The organism is Mesorhizobium sp. ESP-6-4, assembly GCF_020164735.1.
Lineage (GTDB): Bacteria > Pseudomonadota > Alphaproteobacteria > Rhizobiales > Rhizobiaceae > Mesorhizobium.
On the sequence record NZ_JAIUGS010000003.1, the window covers coordinates 71,733 to 94,309 of the forward strand.

The window sequence follows — 22,577 nt, forward strand, 5'->3', positions numbered from 1 at the left end:
CCCCTGGACCCTTTGAACCATCCTCAAGCCAGTTCGCGGAGCCCAAAGCATGGTCAAGACGCCGAAGATGCGACATTCGAAGACCCGGCGCGAGCCGGTGACCATCGAACTCGAGCCCGGCGCCGTCTCGCGAATCACTGACGAGGATGCCAAGGCCGAGGCCAGTGCCGCGCAGACCGACGAGGCGAAGGCAGAAGAGGCCGCCGCTGCTTCGCAGCCGGAGCCGCCGGAAGAGCCGATCCATGCCGAGCAGGCCGATATCGAGCCGTGGGAGCATAGCGACGCCGCGCAGGCTGCAGCCGATAAATCAGAGGCCGGCAAGGGCGAGCCGGAGGCGCCGTATCCCGGCGCGTCCGATGCGCCGAAGAGCCAGCCCAAGGGCTTCGATTACAATTTCGAGGACGCATCCGCGCCTGGCGCCGGCGCCTCGGCATCGAAGGCCAGCGAGACACGAAGTGAGACATGGGGCGAGGATGGCGTGCCGCAGTCCCCGCGCAGAACCGGCGTCAACGCCATCGCTGCGGGCGTCGTCGGCGGCGTGATCGCGCTTGCCGGCGCCGGCCTGCTGCAAGCGGTCGGCCTGGTCGGCTCGTCAGGACCGGGCGGGGAGTCGCTCGATAGCGTCAACGGCGAGATCGCTTCGCTGAAAAGCGAAATCGCGGTGCTGAAGGAAAGCGGCGGCACCGGGGCGTCGGCCAAGGTCGACGGCCTGTCCTCGGCGCTCGATCAGGTCAAGGCCGATGTGGCGGCGCTGAAATCGTCGGCCGGCCAGGGCGGCGACGGTGCCGCGCTCAAGGCGCTCGGCGACAAGGTCGGCCAGATCGAGACAACCGTCGCCGAGCTGCAGAAGAACGGCAATGCGGCACCCGCCGATCTCGGTCCGCTCAACGAGAAGATCGCAGGGCTCGACGCGCTGGTGAAATCGGCGGGCGATGCGGCCAAGGCCGAGGACGGCAGGGTGGCTGCGCTGGAGCAGTCCGTATCGCAGCTTTCCGGCAAGGTCGAGGCGCAAGCCTCGCAACCCAAGATCGCGCTGGCGATCGCCGCCTCGGCGCTGAAGTCGGCGCTGGATCGCGGCGCGCCCTTCGCGACCGAGCTCGACACCTTCGCGGCGATCGCGCCGGACGCGCCCGAGCTCGCGGCGCTGCGCTCCTATGCCGAAAAGGGCGTGCCGACCCGCGCCACCATCGCTGCGGAGGCCGATGCCGCCGCCAACGCCATGGTCGATGCGGCAAAGCCGGTCGACCAGAATGCCGGCTTCTTCCAGAGCCTGGTGTCGAGCGCTGAATCGCTGGTCAAGGTGCGGCCGGTCGGCGCGGTCGAAGGCAAGGGCGTGCCGGAAACCGTCGCGCGCATGGAAGTGGCGGTCAACCAGGGCGATTACGCCAAGGCGCTCAGCGAATATGACACGCTGCCGGACGCGGCAAAGGCGGCCGGCGCCGATTTTGCCGGCAAACTGAAGGCACGGCTGGAGGTCGAAAAGCAGCTCGAAACGCTGATTGCCGGCGCGACGAAGGCTTAAGGAGACAAGATGATCCGCATCCTCGTCTTCCTCGCCGTCGTCTTCGCGCTCGGGCTGGGTTTTGCCTGGCTGGCCGACCGCCCGGGCGAGATGCTCGTCACCTTCAACGGCTACCAGTACCAGGTCACGCTGATGGTGGCGGCGGTGGCGATCGTCGCTGTTGTGGCGGCGGTGATGATCGTCTGGTGGCTGATCAAGTCGCTGTGGAACAGCCCCTACACGATCTCGCGTTATTTCCGCGTGCGCCGCCGCGACCGCGGCTACCAGGCATTGTCGACGGGCATGATCGCCGCCGGCGCCGGCGACGGCGCGCTGGCGCGCAAGAAGACCAAGGAGGCGGCCAAGCTGATCAGCTCCGATCAGGAGCCGCTGATCAACCTGCTCGACGCCCAGGCCTCGCTGCTCGAAGGCGACCATAAAGGCGCGCGGGAGAAATTCGAGCGCATGCTCGACGATCCCGAGATGCGGCTGCTCGGCCTGCGCGGGCTTTATCTGGAGGCCGAGCGCCTCGGCGACCGCAATGCCGCGCGCCACTATGCCGGCCGCGCGGCGGCGGTGGCGCCGCAGCTTGCCTGGGCGGCGGAATCGACGCTGGAAGAACTTACCGAACGCGGCGATTGGGACGGCGCGCTGAAGCTGGTCGAGGCGCAGAAATCGACCAGGCAGATCGAGCGCGACTCCGCCAACCGCCGCCGCGCCGTGCTGCTCACCGCCAAGGCGCAGGCGCTGGTCGACAGCGACCCGAACGCGGCCCGCACCGCGGCGCTCGAAGCCAACAAGCTGGCGCCGGATTTCGCGCCGGCCGCGGTGATCGCCGCCGATCTGGTTATCCGGCAAAACGACGTGCGCAAGGGCTCCAAGATCCTGGAGGCCGCCTGGAAGGCCGAGCCGCATCCCGACATCGCCGAGCTCTACACCCATGCCAGGCCGGGCGACGCCGTGCTCGATCGTCTGAACCGCGCGAAGAAGCTGCAGGAATTGAAGAGGAATCATCCCGAGTCGTCGATGGCCGTGGCGCGCGCAGCGCTCAATGCTCAGGATTTCGCCACGGCGCGGCGCGAGGCGGAGGCCGCGATCCGCATGGATCGCCGCGAGGGCGCCTATCTTCTGCTCGCCGATATCGAGGAGGCCGAGACCGGCGACCAGGGCAAGGTGCGGCAGCTGCTGTCGAAGGCGGTGCGCGCGCCGCGCGATCCGGCGTGGGTGGCGGACGGCGTCATCTCCGAGCGCTGGGCGCCGGTGTCGCCGGTCACCGGCAAGCTCGACGCCTTCACCTGGCGCGCGCCGATGGAGCGGCTTGGGCAGCTGATCGACAGCGACGCGGATGTCGCCGTACCGGCGATCACCGCTGCGCCGCCTGTCCAGCCTGTCGCCGAGAAGGCGATCGACATCGTCGCCGATGCGCCGGCCGAGAAGCCGGCGCCGGTGCCTTCAAACGGCGGCGAGAAGCAAGCGTCCGTTGCGGAAGCCGTCAGCGAGGCTGAAATCGGCGAGCCCGGTCCGGAGCTGCCGCCTCTGCCGGATGACCCTGGCGTCACGCCGGAAGAAGAAGCGGAAAAATCGCCGCGCCGCTTTCGTTTGTTCTGAGGCTGTGTTCTGGGACCGGGTTTGTTGGGCAGGGAAAAAACATCGATGTTCGAGCGCGTATTGTCCTTCCTGAGGGATCTGCCGGCTGGGCGCGAGACCAAGCCGAGCGCCGACGATCCGCGCGTCGCGGCTTCGGCGCTGCTCTATCATGTGATGAACGCCGACGGCGTGCGCCAGGACGTCGAGTGGGAACGGTTCAAGCAGATCCTGGCCGAGACCTATTCGGTGAGCGGCCAGGAACTCGATGCGCTGGCGGCGGCCGGCGAGCGCGCCGACAACGAGGCGATCGACCTCTACGCCTTCACCAGCGTCTTGAAGCGCCACCTCGACCCCGAGGCGCGCAAGGCCTTCATCGGCCTGATGTGGGAAATCGTCTATGCCGATGGCGAGCTTGATGAGCTCGAGGACAACACCGTCTGGCGGGTCGCCGAGCTGATCGGCGTCGAGCGTCGCGACCGCATCGAGGCGCGCCGCAAGGCGGCAGCAGAGGTGCCCGGCGCGCGGGGCGAATCGAGCGACGAATAGCAGGATCCTTCGCCTTCCATGCCACCCAGATCGAGGCCGAGACCAAAAATCCTGATCGTGCTGCATCAGGAGACTTCGAGCCCCGGCCGCGTCGGCCACATGCTCCTGGAAGAAGGCTTCGACCTCGACATCCGCCGCCCGCCCTTGGGTGACGAATTGCCCTGCACGCTGGACGGTCACGCCGGCGCGGTTATCTTCGGCGGGCCGATGAGCGCCAATGACGAGGACGAGTTCGTCCGCCGCGAGACCGACTGGCTGGAAGTCCCGCTCAAGGAGAACCGGCCGTTCCTCGGTATCTGCCTCGGGGCGCAGATGCTCGCCAACCATCTCGGCGGCAAGGTCGAGGGCCATGGCGAAGGCCTGGTCGAGATTGGCTGGTATCCGCTGAAGGCGACCGAAGCCGGCAAGAAACTGCTGCACTGGCCGGAGATGGTCTACCAGTTCCACCGCGAAGGCTTTTCGCTGCCGAAGGAAGCGACGCTGCTGGCAACCGCGGAAACCTACCCCAACCAAGCCTTCCGCTATGGCGACAATGCTTGGGGCATCCAGTTCCATGGCGAGCTGACAAGGGCGATGATGCAGCGCTGGGTGGTGCGCGGCGCGCATCGCTTCGAGCTGCCCGGCGCCCAGCCCGGCCGCGACCATCTCGGCGGCCGGCTGATCTGGGACATGCACCTCAAGCGCTGGCTGGGCGAGTTTTTGCAGCTGATTTTTGGCAGGCCGGCTGTGGGGTAGGGCAAAGGCCATTGCTCTGAATGCTCGGTTTTGACCGAGAATGGCTTACGCCTGCCGGAGCATGGAAAGGCCGCTTTGCGCCCAATGTCAGCAGTAGGGGTGCCCTTGCCGCTGCCCAAATAGCAGACTGTGTCGAATGCAAAGCTATTGGTCGCGAGACGGGCTAAGCCGATTTCGCTGGCGCCTTCCTACGGTCGTTCACGCTCTAGCCGGAGTCGACCCATTCGCGAACTTCAAGTCGCGAGCGGGTCGCCTTCCAGATGCAAAACCTTGAGCGTTGGATCCTGAAAGCTCCCAGCTAGCGTCGTTGCCAGCAAATCACCAGTGCACGGCAAGCAATCAGCGCTTGTCCGCCGGCCGGTCGCTGGTCGTCGAAGGGATGCGGGCCACGACCTTGATTTCGAAATCAAAGCCGGCAAGCCAGCTGACGCCTACTGCCGTCCAGTTCGGATAGGGAGGTTCGCCGATCTCTTCCGCTCGGACGGCCAGCACTGTTGCGATCTGGTCATCCGGGTTGGTGTGGAAGGTGGTGACGTCGACAACATCATCGAATCTACACCCGGCGGCGGCCAAGACCTCGCGTAGATTGGCAAAGGCGCGCCGAACCTGATCCTCAAATACGGGCTCGGGCGAGCCGTCCTCACGGCTCCCGACCTGACCCGACACGAAAAGAAGATCGTCGGAGCGAATGGCCGCAGAATATCGATGAATATCGTATAACGCGTGGCGTTTGGCCGGATAGATGGCGTCACGTGCAGGCATTTCGTGTTCCTTTGTGCCTTGTTAATGGGAGCGGACCGGCAACGGCAGGGAGCCGGGTCTTCGAGTTGGAGATAGGGCAATCGCATTATGCGCATTAGTCATTGAAATCGGCATAGGGTGATGCAAAAACACCACCAATGTCCCGCCCGTCCCTCAATGATCTCACCGCCTTCGTGGCCGTTGCCACGCATCGCAGCTTCCGCCGCGCAGCGGACGAGATCGGCACTGCGCCTTCCACGTTGAGCCATGCTATGCGAGCGCTCGAGGAGCGCATGGACGTGCGCCTTCTGAACCGCACCACACGCAGCGTCTCGCCGACGGAAGCCGGCTTCCAACTGCTCGGCCGCCTTCAGCCGGCGCTCGCCTCACTGGACGAGGCGCTCGACAGCATCGCAGGGTTCCGGGGCAACGTTGCGGGGACGGTCCGCATCAACGCACCGCGACTGATGGCTGGGCTTCTCGTTCGCGGGGTTCTTCCGCAGATGGCGGAGCTCCATCCTGATGTAACGGTGGACATCGTCGTCGAGGGGCGACTCATCGACATCGTGTCCGGCGGGTTCGATGCCGGCGTGCGCCTCCTCGGATCGGTTCCCAAGGACATGATCGCCGTGCCGCTTGCACGCCGGCTGACGTTCATCTGCGTCGCCTCGCCCGCCTATCTCGACCGCTCAGGGGAGCCGGGAACCCCGGAGGAATTGCAGCGCCACCATTGCATCGGTCACCGCATGCCCAGCGGGAAGCTCTATCGATGGGAATTCGAACGCGCCGGCCAGGAACTCGTGATTGACGCTAACGGCCCCATTGTTCTTGATGACGAGGAGCTAATGGTCGAAGCCGCAGTAAAGGGTCTGGGCATCGCCTATGTGGCGGATTCGGCTGCAGAAGCGGCCATGTCCGATGGCCGGCTGCGCAAGGTCCTGACCAGGTGGATGCCCGCTCCGGAAGAGGTTGCAATCTACTATCCTGGACATCGAGCCGCGCCGCCGGCGCTGCGTGCCTTTCTCGATGTCGTCAATGACCTGCGGAAGAAGGGAGCTTAACGAGAGCGACGAGCAGCCGCGCCATGACCGGCCGTTGGCCCAGAGGATTTGGAGTGCTCAGTTCATCCCTGTTGCGCTGGCGAACCAGTGTTCTGCCGCTGATCGCTTATGACCGCCCGATCACTGGCGCTATTCAAGACCACCTGCCCGCAGCGCCGGGACCATAGCCCTGCGATGCCGCCGATCACCGCCGCGTGGCACCGATCAGCGGGCAGTCTCGGCGGTATCGACGAGCCGCGAATCTGTGCTAAGGCGCCGCCCAATCAATCAAAGGAAGACACTGTGAACGAACTGACCTTGGCCGAGGCGACCGAAAATATCTATGCCTCACTCCGAGCCGACAATGCCGAACTCGATACGCATATCGCGGCACTCAAGGCGGCGCTGGCGCGGGAGGGGAAGAAACAGGCGGTTTTCGATCCGGCCAGGCTGGTGCAGAACAACCGCGCCGGCCGCAAGTTGATGCAGGCCTATTTTCGGCAGCGGGGCGTCAGCGTGAGCTTTTCGGAGTAGAAACAGCTTCCGACCCTACCTCGCTGGTCGACAGCGCAGCGTGATTGGCCCGAACGTCGGATCCAGCGGCTTGGATTCAGAACTCAGTCAGTTCCGGCTGTTCAGGTGCCGCACCTGCCGCAGCGCCGGGAACAGATACGCCCATAGGGCGGCGACGGCGATGGCGCCGATGCCGCCGATCACCACTGCGGGAACCGTGCCGATCAGCGCCGCCATGGTGCCGGCGCGGAATTCGCCGAGCTCGTTCGAGGCGCCGACGAAGACCTGGTTGACGGCGTTGACGCGGCCGCGCACCTCGTCCGGCGTCCAGAGCTGGATCAGCGTCTCGCGGATGTAGACGCTGAACATGTCGGTCGCTCCAAGCAAGGCGAGTGCGACGATGGACAGCCAGGTGATGGTCGACAGGCCGAACAGCACTATCGAGGCGCCGTACAAGGCGACGAAGCCGAGCATGATCTTGCCGGCATGGTCGCGGATCGGATGGCCGGCCAGCCAGACGGCGACGCAGATGGCGCCGATGCCCGGCGCCGAGCGCAGCAGTCCGAGCCCCCAGGGACCAAGCTGCAAAATGTCGCGCGCATAGACCGGCAGCAACGCAAAGGCGCCCGACAGGAGCACGGCGAACAGGTCGAGCGAGATCGCACCGAGCACGATCTTCTCGCCCCAGATGTAGCTGAAGCCGGCAAACAGCGTCTGCATCGTCGGCTTGTCGGTGGCCGTCTGCTGGGCAGGCTTGGGAATGGTGAACACAAGCATGCCCGCAACCAGCATCAGCACAGCGGCGGTGGCGTAGGCGACCTCCGCCGAGATGCCGTAGAGCAGGCCGCCGGCGACCGGGCCGACGATGGTCGCCGTCTGCCAGGCCGACGAGTTCCAGGCGATCGCGTTGGCGAAATCCTCCTGCGGCACGAGATTGGCGAACAACGAGGACGAGGCCGGGCCGTAGAAGGCACGGGCTATGCCGAACATGACCAGCACGAGAAAGATCGGCAGCGGGCTGGTCAGGCCGCGCAACGTCAGAAGCAGCAGGGCCAAGGCGCAGCCGGCCTCGACCAGGGTCGCCAGCGTCATGATCAGCCGGCGGCCGAAGCGGTCGGCGACGACGCCGGTGACCAGCACCAGGAGCAGCGAAGGCAGGAACTGGACGATGCCGACAATGCCGAGGTCGAACGGATTGCGGGTCAGGTCATAGACCTGCCAGCCGACGGCGATCGAGACGATCATGGTGGCGAAGGTGGTGAGGAAGCGCGCCGTCCAGTAGCTGAGGAACGGGCGGTGCCGGAACGCGGCGTAGCGCTGGTCTGGTGACGTTGCTTCGAGGGTCATGATTCGAGGGCCCCTTTGCGACAATGGCCGGCGGGGCACTTCCACGGTGGGCGCTGGTCCAGCCGCAACCCTTTAGCCCAGTTCGTCTTGCCATGCGCGTAAAAAATCCGCGCTGGCGCGAAGAAAATCGAAATTTCCCGCTCTGGTGAGGTGCGTTCAGCCTCTCAAAGCAGCCGAGATGGCTTCCAGCCCGCCGCGCAACTCCGGCTCTTTCGGCCAGCCGAAGCCGAGGCGGAAGAAACGCTTCGGCATCTCGAACCAGTGGCCGGGGCCGACATAAGTGCCGTATTCCGCCAGCAGCCTGGTGTAGAAGCGGTCGAGGTCGAAGCCGGCATCGACGTTGAGCCGCGGAAAGCCGACGACGCCGCCTTGCGGCCGCACCCAGTCGACAAGCGGCTCGCCGTCGATCCAGGATTGAACGACGTCGCGGCGCCTGGCCATTTCCGGCAGCAGCGAGGCGAGGAAGGCGTCACGGCGTTCGAGCGTGGCGCGCGCGATCGCCTCGTCGATGACGCTGCCGCAGATGCCGATCTGCTCCTTGGCGGCGAGGAACGTTTCCTGCAACTGCGGATCGCGGGTCATCAGCCAGCCGATGCGGATGCCCGGAATGCCGAAGGCCTTGGACAGCGAGCAGACGCTGATGGCGGCGGGGCTGAGCGAGGCCGCCGACGGCAATCGCGTGCCGAAGGAAAGGTCGCGGTAGGTCTCGTCGACCAGCAGGCGGCATTTGCGGCTCTCTGCAAGCGCGACCAGCGCATCGAGCTTGGCGCGTGTCATCATCGTGCCGGTCGGGTTGTGCGGGCAGGTGACGCTAATCAGCCTGGTGTTCGGCCGCAGATCTGCCTTCACACGGTCGATGTCGATGGCAAAGCCCTCGTCGAAATCGAGATCGATGTAGGAGATGGCGCAGCCGATCGCCTTCGGTGTCTCGATGTTGGTGGCGTAGTTCGGCCGCACGACCACGAGATGGTCGCCGGACGACAGAAGCGACGTGGCGATGATGAACAGCGCGCCGGCCGCGCCAGCGGTCACCAGCACATCATTGGGGGAAAGACCCGTGTCCTGCCCGGCGATAAGCGCCCGCAAGTCCTTGTCGCCGCGATGCTCGCCATAAAACAGCGTGAGGTCGGGCAGCGCGAGACCGATATCGGAGAGTTTCTGGTCGGCGATCGAGCTTTCGGAAAGATTGTAGCGGATGCGCTCGTAGCCGTATTCCTCCGGCGCTTCTTTCTCGATCACCATCCTGGTGTAGTTCATGGCCATGTCCCCCAGCGGTTCATCCTTTTAAACAGACCGCGCGTCCTGTTTTGACGCAATTCCGTACGGCTTTCCTGGAATTGCCTGGTGGAACGGTATCCAAGCCATAAAAGCAGGAAGCCTGCCAAGGCTGATTCCTCGGCAGGCTTCCCTAAACCATTGGTGCAGGCGCGTTATTTCAGGCCGGGGCTTTGGCCTTCCTGGCCCTTGCAGGCTTCGCCGGCTCCGGTTCCGCCTTGCGGCCGAGGCCGATCGACTTGGCGAGCTGCGAGCGCGAGGCCGCGTAGTTGGGCGCGACCATCGGGTAATCCACCGGCAGGCCCCATTTGGTGCGGTAGGCTTCCGGCGTCAGGCCGAAATGCACGCCGATATGGCGCTTCAGCGATTTGAACTTCTTCCCGTCCTCGAGGCAGATGATGTAGTCCGGCGTCACCGAGCGCCTGGGATTGACGGCGGGAACCGGCGGGGGCGCCGCGGGCTCCGCCGGCTGGCTGATTCCGCCGATCGAAGAGGCGACGCTGGCGATCAGTCCGCCCAGGTCGGAAGCAGGCAGGCGGTTTTTGGCGACATAGGCCGATACGATATGAGCGGTGAGCTCGAGCAGGTCGATTTCCCTGGCTGTGCTGGTGTCCTCGTCCACGTAGTCCCTCCATTTCTGCCGCAAGGTCGCGAAAACGATCCGGTTTTCGCGGTGTAATGTCGAAGCGCTGCGAGCGTTGTTTGCGAATTCGGGAAGCCGCAGGGGCCGCAGGCCGGCGAATTCCTAGTCGGCAAATCTGCGCGGCGCAACATTTTGTCGCGTCAATACACGCTGTTTTGAACAATTATACTGAAATGTAACTATATCAGACGACCAGCGCCTTGTCGCGCCACAGACGAAATCCACCCTCGAAAGCGCGAGTGTTGTCGCCGCGCCGGGACTTTTCCGGCAATTGATCGAGCTTGTCGACATTGCCGCCGCCAATCACGACATAGTCAGGCTGCAAGGCGGCGCGGAGCCTATCGACAACGTCGAAAACGTATTTGCGCCACTTCTTCTTCCCGTGCTTCACCAAGCCGCGTTCGCCGACATAATCCTCGAAAGTCGCTCCCTTCTTGTAGGGCAGGTGGGCGAGCTCCATGGGCTGGCCGACATTCTTGATGATCATGGCGGCGCCCAGGCCCGTGCCGAGGCCGAGGAACAGCATGCGGCCGCCGTCATAGCTGCCGATGGCCTGCATCAGCGCATCGTTGACGAGCTTCACCGGCTTGCCGAAAGCGGCGGTGAAATCATAGCCGTTCCAGCCCTTGCCGAGATTGAAGGGATCTAGCGAGGGCTTGTTGTCACGCACGGGGCCGGGATAGCCCATCGAGATGACGTCATAATCCAGGCCCTCGGCCAGTTTCTTGACCGACGAGACGACCTGGTCCGGGGTCAGGTTCGGTCCGGACGCGACGCGGCGCATCTCGCCGCCTGCGCTGGTGAGGATCTTCACATGCGAGCCGCCGACATCGACGGTGAGCACGATCGGATCGCCGGTCGCCGCGGCTTTCTTTGCTGCCTTCGCCATCCGTCCTCCCCGAAATTATTTGCTCGGATTGATCCAGCCGTCGGGTGGGCCGAAGCCGTTCATGGCATCGACCGGCCCCCAGGTCTTGGGCGCATAGATTGCCGGCGCCGCGGTGTCGCCGAGCACCGGGCCGACGATGCGCCAGGCAAGCTCGGCCGCGTCCTGGCGCGTGAAGAGCTGGCCATTGCCGTTCATGGCGTCGCCGATCAGCCGCTCATAGGGCGGCATGTCGCCCTTGGTGTCGTCGAGCGCGGTCAGCTCCACCTGCTCGCCGATCATGTCGTCGCCGGCGACCTTGCGCTGGGCGCCGATCGAGATCGCCACCTGCGGGTCGATGCGGAAGCGCACATAATTGGCGTCGCCCGGCTTGATCGGATCGAAGACGTCGAGCGGCGGCCGCTTCATACGCACGATCACCTCGGTGGCGTGCACCGGCATGTTCTTGCCGGCGCGAATGAAGAAAGGCACGTCCCGCCAGCGCCAGGTGTCGACGAAGAAGCGCACTGCGGCGAAGGTCTCGACCGGCGAGTTGGGCCTGACGCCCGGCTCGGCCAGATAGCCGTCGAATTGGCCGCGCACGACATCGTCCTTGGTCAGCGTGCGGATGGCGCGCAGCACCTGCACCTTCTCGTCGATCAGGTCGTCGGCCGAGCGGCCGACCGGCGGCTCCATGGCCAAAAGCAACAGGATGTTGAGCAGGTGGTTTTCGATCACGTCGCGGATGCAGCCGACATCGTCATAGAATTTGCCGCGGCCCTCGACGCCGAAATCCTCGGCCATGGTGATCTGCACGCTCTCGACGAAGTTGCGGTTCCAGATCGGCTCGAGGAAGGAGTTGGCGAAGCGGAAATAGAGCAGGTTCTGGATCGCTTCCTTGCCGAGATAATGGTCAATGCGGAAGATCGACTGCTCGTCGAACACCAGATGCAGCACCCGGTTCAGCCAGCGCGCCGACTGCAGGTCGTGGCCGAACGGCTTTTCCACCATCAGCCGCGCGCCGCGCGCGGTGCCGGACTGCTCCAGCCCTTGCACGACCGTCTCGAACATTGTCGGGGGGACGGCCATGTAGTGCAGCGGCCGCTGCGCGGAACCCAGCGCCGTCTTCAGCTTCTCGAAGGTCGCGCCGTCGCGGTAGTCGCCGCTGACATAGCGCAGCAGCGAGGCGAGCTTGGAAAAGACCTTGTCGTCGACACGGCCAAGCGCGGTGACGATGCCGTCGCGCGCACGGTCCACCAATTTGGGGAGCTCCCAAGGCTCGAAGGCGACGCCGATCACCGGCTCGCTCAGCGTGCCTTTGGCGACCATCTGGTAGAGCGCCGGGAAAATCTTTTTGTGCGCAAGATCGCCGGTCGCTCCGAAAAGCACCAGCGTGTCGGACCTCTCCTGGCTCATGCAGTCTCTCCCTTCACGCGCCGGTCTTCGGCTTCTCGACATGGCCGCCGAAGGCATAGCGCATGGCGGACAGAAGCTTGTCGGCGAATTGCGATTCGCCCTGGGAAGAGAAGCGGTCGAACAGCGCCGAGGACAGCACCGGCGCCGGGACGCCAGTGTCGATCGCCGCCTTCAGCGTCCAGCGGCCTTCGCCGGAATCGGAGACACGGCCGCCGAACTGGGCGAGCGCCGGGTCGTTCTTCAGCGCGCCGGCAGTGAGATCGAGCAGCCAGGAGCCGATGACGCTGCCGTGCCGCCAGACCTCGGCGACCTGCGGCAGGTCGATGTCGAACTGGTAGTATTGCGGATTTTCGAGCGGGCTGGTCTCGGCGTCTGCACTGCGCTGCCTTTTGCCGGCATTGGCCGACTTCAGGATGTTCATGCCCTCGGCATAGGCGGCCATCACGCCATATTCGATGCCGTTATGCACCATCTTGACGAAGTGACCGGCGCCGCTCGGTCCGCAATGAAGATAGCCGAAGGGCGCCGTGCCGGCATCCTTGGACGGGTTGGCGCCCGCATCGGCGCCAGGCGCCAGCGTGGCAAAGACCGAATCGAGATGCTTCACAGCGTCATCGGGGCCGCCGATCATGAGGCAGTAGCCGCGCTCCAGCCCCCACACGCCGCCGCTGGTGCCGACATCGACGAAGTTGATGCCCTTAACCGCCAGCTTGGCCGCCTGGTCGACGGCATCATGGTAGTAGGAATTGCCGCCGTCGATGATGATGTCCCCCGGCTCCATCAGCGCCGCCACCTGGTCGACGATCCTGCCGGTGATCGCGGCCGGCAGCATCAGCCAGGCGCAGCGCGGCTTGGCGAGCTTGGCGACGAACTCCTCCAGCGAGGCGGCGCCGACCGCGCCGTCCTTGACCATGCCGGCGACGCTTGCCGAATTGATGTCATAGACGACGCATTCATGGCCGTCGCGCATCAGGCGCCGCACCATGTTGGCGCCCATCCTGCCCAGTCCCATCATTCCGATCTGCATGGTTTCATCCCGATTGCTTGAGGAAGGAGAAGTACAATGGCCCTGCTGGATCACGATTGGGCGCTAATGCCGACGCTGAAGTCGACATTCTCCCAACGCATCGCCCCGGGCCAGAAAAAAGTGAAGACGATGGTGGTTCCCGGCTGCAGGCGGTCAACGGGCAAATCCACCAGATGAATGCCGAACGCATTCTCGGCCGTCTTGCTGTCCTGCACGGTCAGCCATTTGTCGCTGCTCCAATGGACGACGCCGGGCGCCGATAATTCGACGCGCAGCGCCTTGCCGGCCGGAATGGAGCGGATCTTGTTGTTGAAGCGCCAGATCCTAAGCGGCGAGACCGTCTTGCCCTTGATATAGCGTGCGACGCCTTGCGGCGGCAGGTCGAAAACGGCGCCGTCGTGCAGCGAGCGCAACAGCTTGATGTGCTCGGCATGCGCCCAGACCAGCGGCATGGCGCTGCCGGACGGTTTGCCCAGCCACAGCTCGCGGTCAGGCATGTCCGGGCGATCCCAGACCTGCTCCGGCAGGAGGCCGCCCACGCCGGCCGAACGTTCGAAAGTCTCAAGCAGCTGCGCCGCCTTGTCCCTGCGGCCGGCGGCCAGCTCGTAATGGGCGCGCTCGCCAGCGAGCAGCGGCCACGGCCGGCCCCGGCCGGTGCCGTCGAAAGGCGAGCCGTCCTCGTGCTCGCCATAGCCGTCGCCGGAATAGCGGTACCAGAGCGGGCCTTGCGGCAGGTCGCAGCGCAGCTCGGTGTCGATCGCCTTGACGGTATTGAGGATGCGCGGGTCGTCCGCGGCCCTCAGGCCGAAGCGGACTAGCGCCAGCGCATCCGGGCTGATGATCGCCTCGGCCGGCTTGTCGGTGTCGCCCGGCGGCCGGTTCTTGATCGGCACGAAGCCGTCCTTCGGAGACGCGGCGCTGCCATTGTCGGGCGGCGCGATGCGGACATAATATCCGTCGGTTCCCGCCCTGGCGCTTGCCTGCGTACCGGTCACATAGGTCCAGCGCTCGACCTGGTCGTTCCAGCAATCGGCGGTCTCGCGCAGATAGTTTGCCGGCTCATTTTTGCCGCAGGCTTCCAGCATGTCGGCGGCGGCGAGCAGGCCCGCTATTTCCACGGCCAGCGTGAACGGGCTGTAGCCGGCATCCTCTTCCCAGCGGTCCTGGCCGGTGACCGGGCCGTTACGGACGACATAGGCGGCGGCGTTCTCGATCATCGCCAGGAAGTCGGCGAGCTTCGACTTCGGCAGATGGCCGGCACGGCGCAAGGCATCGGCAAGCAGCAGCGGAAAGGCGCATTCATCCATCTGAATGCCGGGCCAATAGGCGGTGCCGTCGGACCAGCAATTTTGCGGCCAATGGCCGTCCGGCTGCTGGATCGAACGCAGATAGGCGAGGATCTGCAGCGCCTGCCTGCCGTCGCCGGCCGCCAGGAAGCCGCCAGCGGTCTCGACCAGGTCGCGCGGCCAGACGAGATGATAGCCGCCGAGATCGTCGTCGCCCTTGTTGAAACCCCAGGGGATCGACAGGCTGGCGACGGCAGCGCCCGGTCTCGCGATCGACAGATGCGTTGCCAGCACCGCGGTGCTGGCGCGGTAGGTGTTCAGGCCGGAGGCGCCGCGGCGATCGAGTTTTTCCAACCCTGCCTGAAATGTCCGCCAGTTCTCGACATAAGTCTTCGCGGCCGGCTCGAAACCCTGTTGCAGACTTGCAAGCGCAAGGTCGGCGGCTTCCTCCGGCGAAGCGCCGAAGCCGAGCGCCAGCAAGGCAACCGTCCTGCCGGCCGAAAAGCCGATCTCGCCGGTCAGCGCGACATTGCCGTTTTCCGCCGCCAAGCAGGATGGATCGAGCGCGCCGCTGTCGCGCAGCTGCTGCCAGCCGTCGGAGAAGCCGACATAGCCGGCCGAGCAGGCGCCCCAGGGCAAAGAGGAGGCGAGCGCGAGCGACACGCCGCGGCCGGTGGCGAAGAGAAGACGCTGCCCCTTATGCTCGCCGATCCAGGCCGTATTGCCCATGCCGGCGTTGACCAGGTGCGGCGCAAGCAGCGCGTAGACGCGATAATCAGCCAGCGAGCCCTTGATCGCGCTGAAACGCACTTCCTGCAGCAATACAGGTCGTTTCGAATCCGTAACGATGCGCTTGTCGATCCGGTAAGCGCCGTCGGAGGCGATGTTGGTCAGCCGGTAGCCAGGCACCCCGTCCTCGAAAGGGTCGACGGTGTGGGCCGCATCGCGCTTCTCTTCGGAAAAATAACCGCCGGGGCCGGTGACGACCAGCCCCAGGTCGCGCGTGCAGGCGCTGTCGAGGTGCGGGTAATAGATTTCATTCAGGATGCCGTGGCTGGTGGTGAACCAGAGCGGGCTTTTTGCCGAAAGCGCGGTTCCGACGCCGGTCTTTGCGCTTGACGTCCAGCGCGCCGGAATTCCGGGCGCGCCTTTAGCAACGGTCCGCGTCACTGCCATGCACTGGCCTCCTGCCGCGTTCCTAGACCAGGAGTCGCCGTCTTTTCAATCGTCGCACCGCAAGTTGATCGAGCAGTGCCAATGCTTTGCAGTTGACAGCTTGCGGTTCCTCTGCATTTGTCTGACAATAGATAAAAAACAGAGAATTCGCGTTTAGTAGCAGCAACCTCGGGAGGAACCGACATGAAGAAACTGCTCGTATTGAGTGCATTTGCGGCGATGCTCGCCTCGGGCACCGCGCTTGCCGACACCAGCGGCAAGAAGATCGCCTTCTCCAACAATTATGCCGGCAATTCGTGGCGCCAGGCGATGCTCGACAGCTATGCGATCGTCACCAAGAAGGCGGTCGAGGACAAGGTGGTCGCGGCAGCGGATGTCTTCACCACCGCCGACAAGGAAGTGCCGACCCAGGCGGCCCAGGTGCAGAACCTGATCCTGCAGGGCTATGACGCCATCGTCATCAACGCTGCCTCGCCCGATGCGCTGAACGGCGCCATCAAGCAGGCCTGCGATGCCGGTATCGTCGTCGTCTCCTTCGACGGCATCGTGACCGAGCCTTGCGCCTACCGCGTCGTCGTCGACTTCAAGGACATGGGCAAGCAGGAAGTCGAGCAGATGGCGAAGTTCCAGCCCAAGGGCGGCAATCTGCTGGAAATCCGCGGTCTCGCCGGCACCTCAATCGACGATGCCATCCATGCCGGCATCCTCGAAGGCGTCGCCGCCCATCCCGAGTTCAAGATCGTCGGTTCGGTAACGGGCGACTGGGACCAGACGACGGCGCAGAAGGCGGTGGCGACCATCCTGCCGTCGTTGCCGGATGTCGTCGGCATCGTCGACCAGGGCGGCGACGGCTATGGCGCCGCGCAGGCCTTCGCCGCGGCCGGCAAGCCACGCCCGACCATCATCATGGGCAACCGGCAGGACGAGCTGAAGTGGTGGAAGGAGCAGAAGGAGAAGGACGGCTACAAGACCTGGTCGGCCTCGATCGCGCCCGGCGTGTCGACGCTGGCCTTCTGGGTGGCGCAGCAGGTGCTCGACGGCCGCAAGGACATCCCGCATGACCTCCTGGTGCCCTATCTCGCCTTCACCCAGGACGATTTCGAGGCCGCGCTGCCGAAGATCAAGGAAGGCGGCGTCGCCACGCACGAATACACGCAGGAAGAAGCTATCGCGGCGATCAAGGCCAACATCAAGCAATAGCGGTGGGCACATTGCGGTCCGCATCGCCAACCGGATAAAGTTGAGGATGCTTCAGGCTATTGCGGATATCGTCAGGCTCAACGGCGCCGAAAAGCATTTCGGCGCCGTTCGGGCGCTTAACGGCGTCGACTTCCATGTCGGCGCCGGCGAATGCGTCGGGCTGGTCGGGCATAACGGCGCCGGCAAGTCGACGCTCATGCACATGGTGGCCGGCACGCTGCGGCCGGATGGCGGGCAGATCGCCGTGCGCGGCAATCAGGAAGCGAGCTATTCGGTGGCGCGCGCGCTGGAGCTTGGCATACGCTGCGTCTTCCAGGAGCTGTCGCTCTGCCCCAATCTCAGCGTCGCCGAGAATACTCGCATCAATCACCCCGCGCTTACCGGTTTCGGCTGGCGGCGCCGGGCCGCCGACCTCATCCGCGCCAAGCTGGACGAGATCTTCCCGGACCACGGCATTTCGGCGGACGACATCGCCGGCGACCTTTCGATCGGGCGGCGCCAGATGGTCGAGGTGGCGCGCGCCTTCACGCTGACCCGCGAGCCGCTGCATCTGGTCATCCTCGACGAGCCGACCTCCTCGCTCGACGCGCATACGGCGGGCCAATTGCTTTCATTCGTGCGCCGCTTCGTGGCGGCCGGAGGCAGCTGCATCCTGATCTCGCATGTGCTGGGCGAGGTGCTGCAGAACGCCGACCGCATCGTGGTGATGCGCGACGGCAAGGTGGTCGCGGCCGATGCCGCGAGCGCGTTCGACCGCGACAGGCTGGTCGCGGCCATGGGCGGCGCCGAGGGACATCACAAAGCCGCCGCCGAGGCCCGCAAGACCGAGCCAGGAGCGCTCAGGGTGCGGGCACGCCCGGCCAGGCAGCAGGACGGCAAGGAGCTTGTCGCGCGCGCGGGCGAGATCATCGGTCTTGCGGGACTTGCCGGCCATGGCCAGACAGATCTTTTGCTGGCGATCTTCTCGGCCGCCGCCCGCGCCAGGACCGGCATCGAGGTCACCGCGCCGGTGGCGCTGGTCGCCGGCGACCGCCAGTCGGACGGCATCTTTTCGCAATGGTCGATCGCGCAGAATATCGGCATCCGTTCGCTGGCGCGGCTGCGCAGCGGCCTGCTGATCTCGCCGCAGCGCGAGGCCGAGCTTGCCGAATTCTGGAAGAAGAAGATCGGCATCCGCACGCCGGACATGAACAACAACATCTATTCGCTGTCGGGCGGCAACCAGCAGAAGGCGCTGTTTGCCCGCGCGCTCGGCTCCGACGCAGAGATCGTGCTGATGGACGACCCGATGCGCGGCGTCGATATCGGCACCAAGCTCGAAGTCTACGACCTCGTGCGCGAGGAGGCCGCAAAGGGCCGGACCTTCCTCTGGTACACGACCGAGACCGAGGAGCTCGACAATTGCGACCATGTCTACGTCTTCAAGAACGGCCGGATCGTCGCCAATCTTGGGCGCGACGAGCTGACGGAGGAAAAGATCATCCAGTCCTCGTTCGGCGATGCGGCCTGAGATGACGGCGATCGCTCCCGGCACCGTTCCGAAAGCCTCGCCGCGCGGCAGCGCCGCCCGGGCGCGTTTGCTGCGCGGCCTTTTGCCGGCTTTGTCGCTGGCGCTGGTGCTGATTGCGATTGCCTGGCTCAACCCGCGCGCCATCAGCTATTTCGGCTTCAACCTGATGCTCAACCTGGCGATCCCGATCGCGCTGGCGACGATCGCTCAGATGTTCGTCATCGCCGGCAACGAGCTCGACCTGTCGATAGGGACGTTCGTCGGCTTCGTCGGCTGCATCACCGCGACATGGCTGCGGGACGCGCCGCTCCTCGGCATTCTCGTGCTCATGGGCTCGATCGGCGTCTATGCATTGCTCGGCGCGCTGATCCACCTGCGCAATTTGCCTTCGATCGTGGTGACGCTCGGCATGAGCTTCGTCTGGCAGGGGCTTGCGATCCTGATCCTGCCCAAGCCCGGCGGCAGGGCGCCGGACTGGCTGCTGTCGATCCTGTCGTTCAAGCCGCCCTACATTCCGTTCCCGATCCTTGCCGCGCTGCTGATCGCCGCGGTCGTGCATTTCGGCCTGATGCGCACGTCCTACGGCGTCATCCTGCGCGGCTCAGGCGGCAATGCCGCGGCGCTGAGGCGCGCCGGCTGGTCGCTGCTCAAGACCAAGGTCGTGCTGTTCGCGTTGACCGGCCTGTTCGGCGTTCTGTCCGGCATGGCGCTGATCGGCATCACCACGTCGGCCGACGCCAATATCGGCAATGGCTATACGCTGCTCTCGATCGCCGGCGTCATCCTCGGCGGCGGCGAGTTCGTCGGCGGCCGGGTGTCGCCGATCGGCGCCGTCCTCGGCGCGCTGACATTGGCGCTGGCCGCCTCGCCGCTCTTGACCTTCATGCACATCCCGCCCGACTGGCAGGTGGCCGCCAACGGAGCGATCCTGATCATCGTGCTGGCGGCGCGGGTGCTGATCAGCCGCAGGGAGCGGTGAGCGATGACCTTGGTGCGGACGCTGCTTGAAAAGCCCTGGATCTGGTCTTTCGTCGGCGCTGTCGTCGTCTGGCTGGCGACGATTGCCTTCACCGGCGGCTACGGCGCCGGCGGCATGGTCACGGCGGCGCTGTCGCTTGCCGTCTTCACCGTCATCGTCGGCGTCGGCCAGATGTTCGTCATCACGCTGGGACCCGGCAATGTCGACCTGTCGCTGCCGGCCAATATCGGGCTGGCCAGCGCGGTCGCCATGAAGGTGATGGGCGGCAGCGATGCCATGATCCTGGTCGGGCTGCTTGCGGCACTCGCCTGCGGCGCCGCGATCGGCGCGATCAACTATCTCTTGATCTGGGCGCTGCGCATCCCGCCGATCATCGCCACGCTATCGGCGAGCTTCATCATCCAGTCGGTCGACATCAGCTATGGCCGCGGCCTGCAGATCAAGCCGCCGCCGGGCTTTGCCGACTTCACCAACTGGCAGGTGCTGGGCATTCCGGCGCTGGCGATGCTGACGGTGGTCTTCACCATCGGCGCCGCGCTTGCGCTGCAGCGCATGATCTACGGCCGCTCGGTGCTGGCGATCGGCCAGAACATCCGCGCCGCATGGCTCGCCGGCGTCCATGTCGGCCGCATCCGCTTCCTCACCTACACGCTGTGCGGCGCGCTGGGCGGCATCGACGGGGCGCTGCTTGCCGGCTATTTCCGCGGCGCCAATGTCGATATCGGCAACGAATACCTGCTCGCCTCGATTGCGGTCGTGGTCATCGGCGGCACCTCGGTCGCCGGTGGCAAGGCCAATGTGCCGGGCGTCTGGGGCGCCGGCCTGTTCCTGGTGCTCCTGCTCACCATGCTCAACACCTTCGGCGTCAGCGCCGGCGTGCGGCTGGTGCTGACCGGGCTGATCATCGTTGGGGTGATCACCGCGGCCGGCGGCGAGAAGGCCGTTCGGTAGCCTTTATTTGGCTGCCTTGGCGCGCGCGATCGCGTCGACGATCATCTTCTTGGCGTATTTGGAATCGTGCCAGCCCTCGATCTTGACCCATTTGCCGGGCTCGAGATCCTTGTAGTGCTCGAAGAAGTGCTGCACCTGCTGGCGCGTGATCTCGGGCAGATGCGTGTATTCGGTGACGTTCTCGTAGCGCAGCGTCAGCTTGGGCGAGGGAACGGCGATCACCTTCTCGTCCTGGCCGGCATTGTCTTCCATGATCAAGACGCCGATCGGCCGTACATTGATGACGCAGCCCGGCACCAGCGCCCGGGTGTTGCAGACCAGAACGTCGATCGGGTCGCCGTCGCCCGACAGCGTGTGCGGCACGAAGCCGTAATTGCCGGGATAGCGCATCGAGGTGTGCAGGAAGCGGTCGACGAACAGGGTGCCGGCCTCCTTGTCCATCTCGTATTTGATCGGCTCGCCGCCGATCGGCACCTCGATGATGACGTTGACGTCCTCAGGCGGGTTCTTTCCGGTGGGCACGGCTTCGATACGCATGGCTAAATCCCTCTCTCGATTGCAAGACCGATAGCGGGCGAAACGTCATGGTGCAATGCGGCGAATGGCACTGAACGCCAATGGAAGCGCACAGTTTGTGATGGCGTGTAACCTAGGCGACGTCAGTCATTCCAGACGAAAGCCACTTTCTTGAGCGCCTTCTGCTCGAAGACCTCGACCCCTTCGGCGATATCGCGGCCGCCATTGCCGGCGTAGAAGGCCAAGGCATTGTGATTGTCCTCCAGCGCCCAGACCACGAGGCCGCGCAGGCCGTGGTCGGCGAGCCGGGCCTTGGCCGCCTTGAACAGCCGGCTGCCGAGCCCGATGCCCTGATATTCAGGACGCAGATAGAGTTCGTAGATCTCGCCCTGCTGGCGGAGCTCGCGAGCACGGTTCTTGCCGATCGTGGCATAGCCGGCGACCGTTCCGCCGATCTCGACGACCAGCACGGTGGCGGCGCGGCGAATCGCGTTGGCCCACCAGTCGACGCCGCGACGGTTGATCATCGAAGTCAGCGTGCGGTGCGGGATGATACCGGAATAGGCGCCGCGCCAGGCTTGCTGGTGCACCTCGGCGATGGCGCTCGCGTCGCGCGGCTCTGCCTTCCGGATGTCGATCGTCAGCGTGTTCATGATTGGTTAACCATAAACCCGCATCGGGCGATTGCAAAGAGTCCGCCAACACGCCTCCTCGCTTTCGCACAGGCGAAAGGTGCGTTCGCCGAAGAGGCGTTCATTTCCGTAAAATCAGCGCAAACGCCGCAGATTGGCTGAAGCCGCCCAACCTCGTCATTCTATGGCGGAGCAAGGAGCGAAGCGACGCGGCGCAGACCCTAGAATCCATGCCGTGACCTTAACGCGTTGCCACGGCGCAGAATTCTGCTCCGTTGCACGCTGTGGCGAAGGTAACGGCATGCATTCTAGGGTCTTCGCGACGGAGCTCCGCTCCTGCTTCGCCCTGGAATGACGATCGCGATGGGCGTTTCGGCCAATCTCCAAGGCGTGTCGCCTGCCGACGCAACAGAGCCGACCGGTCAAGATCCCAATACGGGAACTAGTCAGATTTCGACGAGATGATCATCGAGCTCGTTGGTGTCGCCTTCGGTGACCGGGAAATGCTCGGCGAGCACCGCGCCGACCGTACCGATAGCCTTGACGAAGCCGTCGGCCAGCCGGTCGTCACCGGCATGTCTGGTCAGGTCGCCCACCACGCCGTCCCAGACATGCTGGCCGACCTTGGCGTCGATGCCGGAATCGGCGACGACCTCGGCATAGCGCTCAGCAACGGAGACGAAGATGAGCACGCCGGTGCGCGCGCTCGTGCGGTGGACGTTGCGGGCCAGGAACTGCTTCATCGCATTGGCGTGCGCCGCCTGATAGCGCAGCCTTCTCGGCACGAAATGAATGCGCAAAGTGGGGAAGAACCAGAGCAAAACGAGCACCGAGGCCAGCGCCAGCGCTTGCGCTAGCACGAAATGCGGCAGCCGTATGGACAGCCACCATGCCTCCAGCCCATAGGCGACGGCAAGGCTGGCGACGAATACGCCGATCGTCGTCGTGAACGCGGCCGGAAAGAAGTAGCCGTCGCTGGCCCGAGCGACGACGCAGTAGATCTCGCCGTCGGTCTTCAACTCGGCGGTGCGGATCGCCTCGGCGATGCGGTCATGGTCCTCGGCGCTGATCGGTCGCGTTGCCATGATGCC

21 protein-coding genes are annotated in these 22,577 nt (G+C 65.0%); 10 read left to right on the top strand and 11 right to left on the bottom strand.

Annotated features, from left to right (window positions below):
• Positions 1-49: 49 nt before the first annotated feature.
• Genes LB523_RS07475 through LB523_RS07490 form a run of 4 tightly spaced genes read left to right on the top strand, consistent with a single transcriptional unit; the run spans position 50 to position 4,369 of the window.
• The gene (locus tag LB523_RS07475) at positions 50-1,522 is read left to right on the top strand and encodes a COG4223 family protein (RefSeq protein WP_224601942.1); all 1,473 of its coding nucleotides are present in this window, start codon (positions 50-52) and stop codon (positions 1,520-1,522) included.
• 9 nt (positions 1,523-1,531) lie between these two features.
• Positions 1,532-3,109 carry a heme biosynthesis protein HemY gene (locus LB523_RS07480; RefSeq protein WP_224601944.1) on the top strand — a complete coding sequence of 526 codons (1,578 nt, stop codon included), beginning with the start codon at positions 1,532-1,534 and terminating at the stop codon, positions 3,107-3,109.
• Positions 3,110-3,154: 45 nt separating this feature from the next.
• Positions 3,155-3,634, top strand: a complete 480-nt coding sequence (locus tag LB523_RS07485) for a TerB family tellurite resistance protein (protein ID WP_224547128.1) — start codon at positions 3,155-3,157, stop codon at positions 3,632-3,634.
• 18 nt (positions 3,635-3,652) lie between these two features.
• Positions 3,653-4,369: a glutamine amidotransferase gene (locus tag LB523_RS07490; protein ID WP_224601946.1), complete on the top strand. Its 717-nt coding sequence runs from the start codon at positions 3,653-3,655 to the stop codon at positions 4,367-4,369.
• Between the two features lie 339 nt (positions 4,370-4,708).
• Here LB523_RS07490 and LB523_RS07495 read toward each other — a convergent pair whose 3' ends face one another.
• Positions 4,709-5,131, bottom strand: a complete 423-nt coding sequence (locus LB523_RS07495; RefSeq protein ID WP_224531907.1) for a RidA family protein — start codon at positions 5,129-5,131, stop codon at positions 4,709-4,711.
• 137 nt (positions 5,132-5,268) lie between these two features.
• Here LB523_RS07495 and LB523_RS07500 point away from each other — a divergent pair, with 137 nt between their 5' ends.
• Positions 5,269-6,171 carry a LysR family transcriptional regulator gene (locus LB523_RS07500; RefSeq protein WP_224601948.1) on the top strand — a complete coding sequence of 301 codons (903 nt, stop codon included), beginning with the start codon at positions 5,269-5,271 and terminating at the stop codon, positions 6,169-6,171.
• 282 nt (positions 6,172-6,453) lie between these two features.
• Positions 6,454-6,684 carry a hypothetical protein gene (locus LB523_RS07505; protein ID WP_224602396.1) on the top strand — a complete coding sequence of 77 codons (231 nt, stop codon included), beginning with the start codon at positions 6,454-6,456 and terminating at the stop codon, positions 6,682-6,684.
• A gap of 87 nt (positions 6,685-6,771) precedes the next feature.
• On the opposite strand, the gene LB523_RS07510 is transcribed toward LB523_RS07505, so the two are convergent.
• The 7 genes from LB523_RS07510 to LB523_RS07540 form a co-directional block, all read right to left on the bottom strand.
• Positions 6,772-8,013, bottom strand: a complete 1,242-nt coding sequence (locus LB523_RS07510; protein WP_224602398.1) for an MFS transporter — start codon at positions 8,011-8,013, stop codon at positions 6,772-6,774.
• 153 nt (positions 8,014-8,166) lie between these two features.
• The gene (locus LB523_RS07515) at positions 8,167-9,267 is read right to left on the bottom strand and encodes an aminotransferase class I/II-fold pyridoxal phosphate-dependent enzyme (protein WP_224601950.1); all 1,101 of its coding nucleotides are present in this window, start codon (positions 9,265-9,267) and stop codon (positions 8,167-8,169) included.
• Between the two features lie 178 nt (positions 9,268-9,445).
• Positions 9,446-9,907 carry a MucR family transcriptional regulator gene (locus LB523_RS07520; protein WP_095769591.1) on the bottom strand — a complete coding sequence of 154 codons (462 nt, stop codon included), beginning with the start codon at positions 9,905-9,907 and terminating at the stop codon, positions 9,446-9,448.
• Positions 9,908-10,112: 205 nt separating this feature from the next.
• Positions 10,113-10,817: an ROK family protein gene (locus LB523_RS07525; protein WP_224547156.1), complete on the bottom strand. Its 705-nt coding sequence runs from the start codon at positions 10,815-10,817 to the stop codon at positions 10,113-10,115.
• Positions 10,818-10,832: 15 nt separating this feature from the next.
• Positions 10,833-12,209 (bottom strand): glucose-6-phosphate dehydrogenase, encoded by a 1,377-nt coding sequence (gene zwf, locus LB523_RS07530; RefSeq protein ID WP_224547158.1) that lies wholly within the window; start codon positions 12,207-12,209, stop codon positions 10,833-10,835.
• Positions 12,210-12,222: 13 nt separating this feature from the next.
• Entirely contained in the window at positions 12,223-13,236 is a 1,014-nt protein-coding gene (gene gnd, locus LB523_RS07535) for a phosphogluconate dehydrogenase (NAD(+)-dependent, decarboxylating) (protein WP_224601953.1), read from the bottom strand.
• Positions 13,237-13,286: 50 nt separating this feature from the next.
• Positions 13,287-15,698 (bottom strand): glucan 1,4-alpha-glucosidase, encoded by a 2,412-nt coding sequence (locus tag LB523_RS07540; RefSeq protein WP_224601955.1) that lies wholly within the window; start codon positions 15,696-15,698, stop codon positions 13,287-13,289.
• A 183-nt stretch (positions 15,699-15,881) separates the two neighbouring features.
• Between LB523_RS07540 and LB523_RS07545 the strand changes: the two genes are divergently transcribed.
• From LB523_RS07545 to LB523_RS07560, 4 genes are read left to right on the top strand one after another with little or no spacing between them, the layout of a single operon-like run.
• Complete coding sequence (locus tag LB523_RS07545; protein WP_095769596.1) at positions 15,882-16,898, top strand: ABC transporter substrate-binding protein; 1,017 nt, start codon at positions 15,882-15,884, stop codon at positions 16,896-16,898.
• A 46-nt stretch (positions 16,899-16,944) separates the two neighbouring features.
• The gene (locus LB523_RS07550) at positions 16,945-18,408 is read left to right on the top strand and encodes a sugar ABC transporter ATP-binding protein (RefSeq protein WP_224601957.1); all 1,464 of its coding nucleotides are present in this window, start codon (positions 16,945-16,947) and stop codon (positions 18,406-18,408) included.
• A gap of 1 nt (position 18,409) precedes the next feature.
• Positions 18,410-19,387 carry an ABC transporter permease gene (locus LB523_RS07555; RefSeq protein ID WP_224601959.1) on the top strand — a complete coding sequence of 326 codons (978 nt, stop codon included), beginning with the start codon at positions 18,410-18,412 and terminating at the stop codon, positions 19,385-19,387.
• A gap of 3 nt (positions 19,388-19,390) precedes the next feature.
• Complete coding sequence (locus tag LB523_RS07560; RefSeq protein ID WP_224601961.1) at positions 19,391-20,338, top strand: ABC transporter permease; 948 nt, start codon at positions 19,391-19,393, stop codon at positions 20,336-20,338.
• Between the two features lie 3 nt (positions 20,339-20,341).
• Here the strand turns inward: LB523_RS07560 and ppa are convergent, their stop codons facing one another.
• The 3 genes from ppa to LB523_RS07575 form a co-directional block, all read right to left on the bottom strand.
• On the bottom strand, positions 20,342-20,875 hold the full coding sequence (gene ppa / locus LB523_RS07565) for an inorganic diphosphatase (RefSeq protein WP_140544744.1): 534 nt from the start codon (positions 20,873-20,875) through the stop codon (positions 20,342-20,344).
• A gap of 122 nt (positions 20,876-20,997) precedes the next feature.
• Entirely contained in the window at positions 20,998-21,507 is a 510-nt protein-coding gene (locus LB523_RS07570) for a GNAT family N-acetyltransferase (protein ID WP_040991512.1), read from the bottom strand.
• A 425-nt stretch (positions 21,508-21,932) separates the two neighbouring features.
• Positions 21,933-22,571, bottom strand: a complete 639-nt coding sequence (locus tag LB523_RS07575) for a TPM domain-containing protein (RefSeq protein ID WP_224601963.1) — start codon at positions 22,569-22,571, stop codon at positions 21,933-21,935.
• Between the last annotated feature and the right edge of the window lie 6 nt (positions 22,572-22,577).